At 73.2% G+C, this 9535-nt stretch carries 6 protein-coding genes; 3 read left to right on the top strand and 3 right to left on the bottom strand.

Annotation, left to right across the window (positions count from 1 at the left end):
* Positions 1 to 64: 64 nt before the first annotated feature.
* From ABZ948_RS39925 to ABZ948_RS39915, 3 genes are all read left to right on the top strand, one after another.
* Positions 65 to 1039: a carbohydrate ABC transporter permease gene (locus tag ABZ948_RS39925; RefSeq protein ID WP_435857797.1), complete on the top strand. Its 975-nt coding sequence runs from the start codon at positions 65 to 67 to the stop codon at positions 1037 to 1039.
* 12 nt (positions 1040 to 1051) lie between these two features.
* Positions 1052 to 1972 carry a carbohydrate ABC transporter permease gene (locus ABZ948_RS39920; RefSeq protein WP_435857796.1) on the top strand — a complete coding sequence of 307 codons (921 nt, stop codon included), beginning with the start codon at positions 1052 to 1054 and terminating at the stop codon, positions 1970 to 1972.
* 111 nt (positions 1973 to 2083) lie between these two features.
* The gene (locus tag ABZ948_RS39915) at positions 2084 to 3520 is read left to right on the top strand and encodes a GH1 family beta-glucosidase (RefSeq protein ID WP_359768038.1); all 1437 of its coding nucleotides are present in this window, start codon (positions 2084 to 2086) and stop codon (positions 3518 to 3520) included.
* Between the two features lie 32 nt (positions 3521 to 3552).
* On the opposite strand, the gene ABZ948_RS39910 is transcribed toward ABZ948_RS39915, so the two are convergent.
* From ABZ948_RS39910 to ABZ948_RS39900, 3 genes are all read right to left on the bottom strand, one after another.
* Entirely contained in the window at positions 3553 to 7755 is a 4203-nt protein-coding gene (locus ABZ948_RS39910) for a trypsin-like peptidase domain-containing protein (protein ID WP_359768037.1), read from the bottom strand.
* The gene (locus ABZ948_RS39905; RefSeq protein WP_359768036.1) at positions 7739 to 8050 is read right to left on the bottom strand and encodes a trypco2 family protein; all 312 of its coding nucleotides are present in this window, start codon (positions 8048 to 8050) and stop codon (positions 7739 to 7741) included. Before ABZ948_RS39905 ends, ABZ948_RS39910 begins: the two co-directional genes overlap by 17 nt.
* A gap of 79 nt (positions 8051 to 8129) precedes the next feature.
* Positions 8130 to 9443, bottom strand: a complete 1314-nt coding sequence (locus ABZ948_RS39900) for a glycoside hydrolase family 36 protein (protein WP_359768035.1) — start codon at positions 9441 to 9443, stop codon at positions 8130 to 8132.
* Positions 9444 to 9535 lie beyond the last annotated feature (92 nt).

Here is a 9535-nt window from a genome sequence, read left to right as displayed (position 1 = left end):
TCTCGGCGGCCTCCCGGGCCTGCTCGGAGGTCTCGGCGACGACGAGTGCCACCGGCCAGCCCAGGTGGGGCACCCGGTCGTGCTGGACCCGCCCGGGGACCCCGCCGCGGAGAAGGCGCGGCGGCGCCGGGACCGGCTGTCCCGGCGCTGGCAGCGGGACATCCGCTGGAGCCCGTACGCCTTCGTCTCCCCGTTCTTCCTGCTGTTCCTCGCGTTCGGCCTGTTCCCGCTGCTCTACACGGGCTGGGCCTCGCTGCACCAGGTGGAGCTGACCGCGCCGACCGACATGAACTGGGTCGGGCTGCGCAACTACACCCGGATCTTCGACGACGACTTCTTCTGGAACGCGGCGAAGAACACCCTGACCATCGGCATCATCTCCACCGTCCCGCAGCTGCTGATGGCGATGGGCATCGCCCACATCCTCAACTACAAGCTGCGGGCCTCGACGTTCTTCCGGGTCGCGATGCTCGCGCCGTACGCGACGTCGATCGCCGCCGCCTCGCTGGTGTTCGTGCTGCTCTTCGGCCGTGACTACGGCATGATCAACTGGACGCTCGACATGGTCGGCATCAACCCGGTCGACTGGCAGAACGACAAGTGGCCCTCGCAGATCGCCGTCTCGACGATCATCATCTGGCGCTGGACCGGCTACAACGCGCTGATCTACCTCGCCGCGATGCAGGCGATCCCGCAGGACCTGTACGAGTCGGCGGCCCTGGACGGGGCCAACCGCTGGCAGCAGTTCATCCACGTGACGCTGCCGGCGCTGCGCCCGACGATCCTGTTCACCTGTGTCGTGTCGACGATCGGTGCCAGCCAGATCTTCGGCGAGCCGCTGCTGTTCGACGCCAACAAGGGCACCTCCGGTGGTGCGGAGCACCAGTTCCAGACGCTCGGCCTGTACCTGTACGAGCAGGGCTGGGTCGCCCAGCACCTGGGCCGGGCCTCGGCGATCGCCTGGACGATGTTCCTCATGCTGATCGTCATCGGCATCGTCAACTACGTCATCTCGCGCCGGCTGCGCGCCAGTAGTTAAGGAGTTCCGGCCGTGACGACGACTGTGACGCCCCCCGACGCGCCGCCGCCCGGTGCGGCGCCCGCGAACAAGTCCAAACGCCCCCGTCTGCCGAAGTCCGCACGGGCGGGCGGGCAGCTGCACGGCGGCCCGATCGCGTACGCGATCCTGATCGTGTTCACCATCGTCTCGCTGTTCCCGCTGGTGTGGACGGCGATCGCCGCCTCGCGTGACAACCAGCGCCTCGCGCAGACGCCGCCGCCGTTCTGGTTCGGCTCGGGGCTGTTCGACAAGCTGGAGATCGCCTGGAAGGACGCCAACCTCGGCGAGGCGTTCCTCAACACCACGATCGTGGCGGGGGTCTCCTCGCTGACCATCGTCTTCCTCTCGACGATCGCCGGTTTCGCCTTCGCCAAGCTGCGGTTCAGGGGCCGCGGCGCGCTGATGCTGATCGTCATCGGCACGATGATGGTGCCGCCGCAGCTGAGCGTGATCCCGCTGTACATGATGGTCGCGAAGCTGGACTGGACCGACCAGTTGCAGGCGGTGATCTTCCCGTCGCTGGTGAGCGCGTTCGGTGTGTTCTTCATGCGGCAGTACCTGATCCAGGCGCTGCCGGACGAGATCATCGAGGCCGCCCGGGTGGACGGCGCGAGCAGCTGGCGCGTGGTGTGGCACGTGGTGTTCCCGGCCGCGCGCCCCGCGATGGCCGTGCTCGGCATGCTGACGTTCGTGCAGACCTGGAACGACTTCATGTGGCCGTTCCTGGTGCTGACCCAGATGGGCAACCCGACCGTGCAGGTCGCCGTGGCGGGTCTCGGCCGCGGCTACACGCCCGACCAGTCCCTGATCATGGCGGGTGCGCTGCTGGGCACGCTGCCGCTGCTGCTGGTCTTCGCGATCTTCGGCAAGCAGATCGTGGGCGGCATCATGCAGGGCGCCGTCAAGGGCTGACGCCCGCTCTCCCCCGTCCAGGGGCCGAGCCATCGCTGCCTCGGCCCCTTCTTCCCCTCCCCCTCCCCCCTCAACCCGTCGGTCTCCACGACCCCCAATGGGAGCGCTTCCATGCCTGACTCCGAGAACCCGGCCACCCCGGTGACCTTCCCCCCCGCCTTTCTCTGGGGCGCGGCGACCTCCGCGTACCAGATCGAGGGCGCGGTGCGGGAGGACGGCCGTACGCCGTCGATCTGGGACACCTTCAGCCATACGCCGGGCAAGACGGCCGGCGGCGACCACGGTGACATCGCTGTCGACCACTACCACCGCTACCGCGAGGACGTGGCGCTGATGGCGGAGCTGGGCCTGGGCGCCTACCGCTTCTCCGTCTCGTGGTCGCGGGTGCAGCCGACCGGGCGGGGCCCGGCCGTCCAGAAGGGCCTGGACTTCTACCGCCGGCTGGTGGACGAGCTGCTGTCCAAGGGCATCAAGCCGGCCGTCACCCTCTACCACTGGGACCTGCCGCAGGAGCTGGAGGACGCGGGCGGCTGGCCGGAGCGCGACACGGCGTACCGGTTCGCCGAGTACGCGCAGATCGTCGGCGAGGCGCTGGGCGACCGCGTGGAGCAGTGGATCACGCTCAACGAGCCGTGGTGCAGCGCGTTCCTGGGCTATTCCTCGGGGGTGCACGCCCCGGGCCGTACGGATCCGGCGGCCTCGCTGCGGGCCGCACACCACCTGAACCTGGCGCACGGGCTGGGCGCGTCCGCGCTGCGGTCGGCGATGCCGGCCCGCAACACGGTCGCGGTCAGCCTCAACTCGGCGGTGGTCAGGCCGCTTTCGCAGGACCCGGCGGACCTGGCGGCGGCCCGCCGGATCGACGACCTGGCCAACGGGGTCTTCCACGGGCCGATGCTGCACGGTGCCTACCCGGAGTCGCTGTACGTGGCGACGGCGAGCCTCACGGACTGGGAGCACGTCCTGGACGGCGACCTGGCGCTGATCAACCAGCCGCTGGACGCGCTGGGCCTCAACTACTACACGCCCGCGCTGGTCTCGGCGGCCGATCCGGCGGCGAAGGGGCCGCGCGCCGACGGCCACGGGTCGAGCGACCACTCGCCGTGGCCCGCCGCGGACGACGTGGCCTTCCACCAGACGCCGGGCGACCGCACCGAGATGGGCTGGACGATCGACCCGACCGGCCTGCACGAGCTGATCATGCGCTACACCCGGGAGGCCCCGGGCCTGCCGCTGTACATCACCGAGAACGGCGCGGCCTACGACGACAAGATCGACTCGGACGGCCGGGTGCACGACCCGGAGCGGGTCGCCTACCTCCACGGCCATCTGTCGGCGGTCCGCCGCGCGATCACCGACGGCGCGGACGTCCGCGGCTACTTCCTGTGGTCTCTGCTGGACAACTTCGAGTGGGCGTACGGCTACGGCAAGCGCTTCGGCGCGGTGTACGTGGACTACGCGACGCTGGAGCGCACGCCGAAGACCAGCGCCCACTGGTACGGGCGGGCGGCCCGGACGGGGACGCTGCCCGAGGTCTCGGCGATCTGACCACCGAGAAGGGGGGACGGGGCGCGGCACGACTAGGGGAGTGCCGCGCCCCGCGGGGCCGGGTCCGGGTCCGGGGCCGGTTCTCCGTCGCCGAGACCCAGGTGCGCGAAGACGACGTCCTTGGCGCGGAGGACGGCGTCCGGGTCGATCTCGGCGAGGACCTGGGCCGCCATGTACCAGCCGTCCGGGGTGAGGGCGTCCGCCAGGAGGGCCCGTGCGCGCGGGAGGTCCGGGCCGCCCGGGGGTGGCAGGAGGCGGACGGCCAGGCGGCGCAGGAACGTGAAGCTGTCCCCGATCTCCCCGAGGAACGGATGGACCGTCACCGCGCCGTGCACACCCGCGACGTACGCGGCGAGTTGGGCGCGGGCCTCCGCTCGCTCCACCCCGTCCCTCGGGCGCGCGGTCATGCTCCGGGCCGCCTCGACGTCGCCGAGTACCGCGTGGGCCAGGGACAGCACGACCGCCGTGCCCGTGTGCTGGTCGGTTCCGGCGTCGTACCGCGGTGCCGGTGTGCCGAGGCGGTGGCGGGCGCCGGCCGGGTCGTACAGCGCCGTGAGCACGGTGAGGACGCCCTCGTGGCGGAGATCGGCCGGCTGCCGGGCGTCGAGGGCCGCGATCCGGGACAGGACGAGTCGTCCGAGGTGCCGGGCCTGTTCGGTGTCGTGGCGTCCCGCCGCGGCGATGAGCCGTGCGCCGGTCAGCGCGGCTTCACCGGGCAGGTCGGCCAGCAGTTCGTCCACCCACTGCGCGGCCAGGTCCGGGGCGTGCGGCCACAGCCCTTCGACGAGAAGCACCCTGAGCCGGTCACGGTTGTCCGCGGTCAGCACGGCTCTGTCGGCGGGGAGATCCTCCAGGACCTCGACGACTCGTCGCGTCGCCCCCACGCACGCCAGGGCCTGGAGGGCGGATATCTGGACGTGGTTGAAGCGCGGACCGGGAGTGTCGAACGCCAGGTCGTACGCACGCTCGGCGAAGTGCCGGGCCCGGCTCGCGTCGTGCGCGAGGGCCTCCGCCATCGCGGCATACCCGCAGGGGCTCATGATCCCGTCGACCGTCTCCACGAGCCGCTCGGCTTCGGCGGGCCGGCCCGCCGCGGCGAGCGCACCGGCGAAGGCGACCACGCGCTCGTCGTCGTCCCAGGTGTTCGACAGAGCCGACGCGAGGTCTCCGTGCTCCGCCTCGTGGAGCAGCCGCAGGGAGCGTTCCCGGTCCTCCGCCACGAAGTGCGCGGCGAGCGCGACCAGTACCGTGGGGGCCAGCTCGGTCTGCGGCCACTCCAGCGAGGCCGCCCGGTGGACGAGCAGGTCCTCCAGTTCGTCGGCGGCACCGGCCTTCAGCAGGAGCTCGGCGATGGGCCCGGCGAGGCGGTCACGGTTCCAGTGGTTGTCCGCCGCGGCCCTCAGGGCTCGCGTCACCTGCCCGGCCCGCGCCCACCCCACGGCCAGCAGCTGCCTGAACTCGCCCCACTCCCGGGGCCTCAGGCGAGGCAGCGTTTCCAGTGCGGTGTCCACGAGCCGCCCCGCCTCCGCCACCCGGTTCGTGAGCAGCAGTCCTCGCACCGCGCCACGGAGCGTCTCCACGTCGCGCGGTTCCCCATGGCTCTCCAGCCATGCCGTGGCCAGGGAGGTCATGAGCGCGGCCTCGCGCGGGCGGGTCTCGCGCAGGGCCTCCGCGGCGACGGCGGGGAGGTTCCCCGGAGTCGTGGCGTGCCGCAGGGCCAGTGCGGTGACGGACGCGACGAGACGTGTCTCCTCGTCGACGCGGCCGATGCGCGACCAGGCCTCGGCGACCGCCGTCAGCGCCCGGACGCGCGTGGACGGCGGGTGCGCCTGGGCGGCGACCCGCTCCGCCAGCTCCAGTACGCCGGCCGCGTGCGCCGGGGCCTGGAGCGCGGCGGCGATCCTCACCAGCGCCTCCGTGAAACGCTCGGTGTCCTCACCGTCCTGCGGCCGAGGCAGTTCACGGACCAGACGCAGCGCGTCGTCCGCCCTGCCGGCCGATGACAGCGCGCTGGCCAGGGCCGCTCGTGCCGCCACGCCGTGCGGCGTCCCCCGCTCGGTCAGCCCCACCGCTTCCGTCGCCAGCCCCACCGCCCGCCGGTCGCCCGCCTCCGCCAGCACGTGGGCCACGCCGGTCAGGGCCCGCGCCCGGTCCGCGGGCGCGCCGACGGTGCGGGCCAGTCCGATGGCACGCCGGATCCGCCCCAGCCGCGCGTGGACCACGGGGATGTCGGGGTGCAGACCCGCGTTGCGCTGCGCCACCAGGCCCCCCGCCACCGCGAGCGCGGCGAGTGCCGCCAGGTTGTCGGGGTCGACCCGGCGGACGGTCTCGCGGGCCGCCGCGATCTCCCCGAGGCAGGCGCCGTCGCTCCCCGTCGCCTCCCGCAACCGGTCACGCCGCCGGATGTCCACGGCGAGGGCGGTGGCCCGGTCCGCGTCCCGGAGGAACGCGAGGAGGCGGCCGTACGGCTGGAGCAGGTACAGCGGCGTGCCCTCCGGCCAGCACCGGCGCTCGTACGACGTCGCCCAGGCGTGCAGCCGGTCCAGGTAGGTGCACAGATCCGGGCCGAGTTCGTCCTGGGCGGTGGTGAGGAGGGTCTCGTGGGCGAAGAGGTAACCGCGCGTGGACGTGTACAGGCTCAGATCGTCGCCGTAGCCCTCGGGGCCGCTGCTCCCGCCCGCGACGTCGCCCCGCAGCCGCAGGATGCGTCCGAACGCGCTGTCCAGTCGGCGGCGCAGTTCGAAGGTCTGCTCGCCGGTGAGTTCACGCAGGTCGGGGACGGTGAGTGTGCCGCGCGCCGCGGTGAGGAGGCCGACCAGGTCACGCTGCAGGCGGTCGCCGGTGAGCGCGCGGTGCAGATCGAACTTGGCTTCGTGCTCGGTGTGCCGGGCCGCTTCCGTGGCGGCGAGTTCCAGCACGCGGCAACCGCGCAGCGGGTGACCGCCCCTGACGTCGTCCGGGAGGCCCGGGTAGGTCCGACTGGTCACCAGGACGCGGACGTTCGGCGGCAGGCGCTCGGGCAGGAGTGAGGCGATGCTCGCGCCGCTGCCGCCGGGCGAGGCGGACTGGTCCTCGTCCAGGCCGTCCACGACGAGGAGCAGGGTGCCGCCGTCCCGCGCCACGCGCTCGGCGGCTTGGCGCAGCAGGAGCCGGCGTTCGCCGTCGCGGGCGGTCGGTGACCCGGTCGCGGCCGGTGCGCGGCCGGCGATGGCGGCGAGCTGGTCGATGACCGCCACGGTGTAGGCGTCGCCGTCGGACTGGCTCGCGTCGCGTGCGGTGACGAAGAACCAGACGGGGACGACCCCGCGGGGCGGACGCAGGGCGAACCACGCGGCCAGGGCCGTCTTCCCGGCCCACGGCGGTCCCTGCACCCACAGGTAGGCCTCGGAGCCGCCGCAGAAGGAGACGAGGTCGGCAAGCTCCGCTTCCCGTTCCTCCAGCCGTTCCGGTGCGAGGTCGGCGAGTTGGGCCCGGTAGGCCTCCTGGACGGGGCCGGGGGCGCCTGCGGGCACCGCGCAGGGCAGCGTCGTGAGGTCCTGGCCCAGCAGGGTCTCCAGTCCGGCGCGTTCCGCCGGGGTCAGCGCTACGGCCCACCGGTCCGCGCGCCCGGCCGCGACCCGTCCGGCGCCCTCCCTGCGGTGGTGGCGGCTCACCACACCGACCAGGTGCCCGCCGCTGAAGACGGCCGCTCCCGACATCCCCTCCCAGGCATCCCGTTCGGGGTCCGGGTCCTCGGCGGGCGGCGCCGCGACCCTCAGGTCCAGGGTGCCTTCGCGCCGGTTGGCGAGCACCGCGCACGTCGCGTCCATGTGCTCGACGTCCCGGAAGCGCCCGCCGGCGGCGTCCGCGCGGAGCTTGAAACGGGGGAAGCCCATCGCCGAACAGCCGAGCACCGCGTCCTGCTCGCCGACTCCGCCGAACAGGACAGGTGGTACGTCGTCTCCGCCGAACAGGACGGGCGGTACGTCGTCGGACAGGTCCTCCGGGAGCGTCAGTACGGCGATGTCGATGCCGTCGTGCGCCCACGCCACCGTCGCCCCGACGACCCGCTCCGCCGGCCGGTCCGCTTCGAAGCGCACGCGGACGTCCGCCGCGCCCCGGACGACATGCGCGGCCGTGAGCACGCGGCCCGGCGCCAGGAGGTAACCCGAGCCCCGGCGGCCGCCGTCGGGCAGTGCGACGATGATCTCCGCGGCCTGTGCGGGCCGCAGCCCGCGGTCAGCGTTCGCCGTCAACCTCGTCACCCGTGATCATCGCGGTCTCCGCCCGGCCGCCGCCCGGCGGCACCACCTTCGGCGTGAGCGTCAGCGTGACCCGCTGGGTCTCGGCCCGGCTGAACTTGCCGTTGGCCCCCGCGTCGACCACCCACAGCCGCACCTTGGCGTCCCCGCCGGCCTCGCGCGTGACGGCGACGGACGCCTCGATCTCCACGGGGCCCATTTCGAAGCGCAGCATCCTGCCGTCGCCGTCCGTCAGCGCGGTGGTCAGCTGCTCGCGCAACTCACGGATCATGTCGGCCAGTTCGATCACGCGTCCCCCTCGTGCGGCCCTCCTCAGATGCTACAAGCGGCCACCGGCGGACGAGGGGTGGGCTCAGGGGCCCGCGGGGTCAGCGGGCGTCCTTCGTGAGGAGGCGGCGCGTGGTCTCCACGCCCCACGGGTCCAGGGAGAGCAGGCGGTCGCTGGAGGCCATCAGTCCGCCGGTGGACTCCACGTGGGCCGCCCACTGTTCGCGGGTCTCGACGGCCGGGCGGGCCATCAGGCAGTCGGGGTCGTTGGTCCAGAGACGGCCGTGCTGCCACTGGCGGGCGGCGCCGGTGAACTCGGCGGGGTCCTGGCCCGGCTGGGAGTAGTCGTCGGCCTCGGGGCGGCGGTGCGGGGCCGTGTCGGGGCTGACGCGCATCGCGTCGAACAGGCCGATCGAGGGCAGGAGGGGCGCCCCGCAGCCCAGGAGGTACGACTCGGGCCCGATCGCCTCGCGGATCAGGCGGATGCCGGCGCGGTAGGCCGTGAGCGCGTCGGCGTCGGCGTGGCGTACGCCGTCGAGGGCGCCCGCGTAGAGGAAGTCGACCTTGAAGTAGTCGTAGCCCTCGGCGCGCAGGGTGGTGAAGACCTCGGTCAGGTACGCGGCGGCGTCGGGGTGTGTGGTGTCGAGGACGCGCAGGTCGTGGCCCCAGTTGCGGCCGGCGTGCGCGAAGCCGCCGGCGGTGTCGCGGACCAGCCAGTCGGGGTGCTCGGCGGCCAGGTCGCTCGCCGGGTCGACGAGGAACGGGGCCGTCCAGATGCCGGCGCGGCGGCCGCGGGAGCGGATCTTCTCGGCGATCCCGGCGCGGGAGCGGAAGCGGCCGGAGAGGGTGAGCCAGTCGCCGAGGGCCCGCTGGTAGCCGTCGTCGATCTGGACGACGTCGACGGGCAGGTCGAGGGTGTCCATCGCGCGGAGGTTCTCGTGGATGTCGTCTTCGGTGACGGCCGTGAAGTACTCGTACCAGGAGCACCAGACGGTCGGTGCCGGGCGAGGGGCGTCGAGTCCGAGGCCATCGGCCCACTCGCCCAGTACCGACTGGATGTCCGGGCCCGTCCACTCCTTCACCGGGCCGTTCGCGCCGACCTCCGCCACCCCGTCCCGTACGGCGAGCCGGATCGACGGCACCTCGCGTGTCGGCTCGGCCGCCGCCCACAGCCGGACCGGTGAGCCGTCGCCGGGGTCGAGCGCGAGCAGGCCCTCGCCCTGGAACGTGCCGGCGGGAACGGTGACACCGGGGCGGTAGCAGACGGTCGCCCAGTTGGCGTTCGTCGGGCGGTACGGCGTCGTGCCGAGGGCGTAGGCGCCGCTGGGGCTCCAGGACTGCCAGCCCTCCTCGTGGACCCTGGCCTTGCGGGGGTCCACCGGCACGGCGGCGACGGGGGTGAAGGGGTGGTGCACGGTGGTCTCTTTCGGGTGCGGGCGGGTCAGCCCTTGTTGGCGCCCAGGGTCAGGCCGCTGACGAACTGCCGCTGGAGCACGAAGTACACGAT

It is taken from the genome of Streptomyces olindensis, assembly GCF_040645895.1.
GTDB lineage: Bacteria > Actinomycetota > Actinomycetes > Streptomycetales > Streptomycetaceae > Streptomyces > Streptomyces olindensis.
This window is presented reverse-complemented; position numbering and strand designations above follow the sequence as displayed.

Excerpts from the sequence above, each read along its gene's own strand:
- ABZ948_RS39915 (WP_359768038.1), top strand. The coding sequence starts at position 2,084 with ATGCCTGACTCCGAGAACCCGGCCACCCCGGTGACCTTCCCCCCCGCC.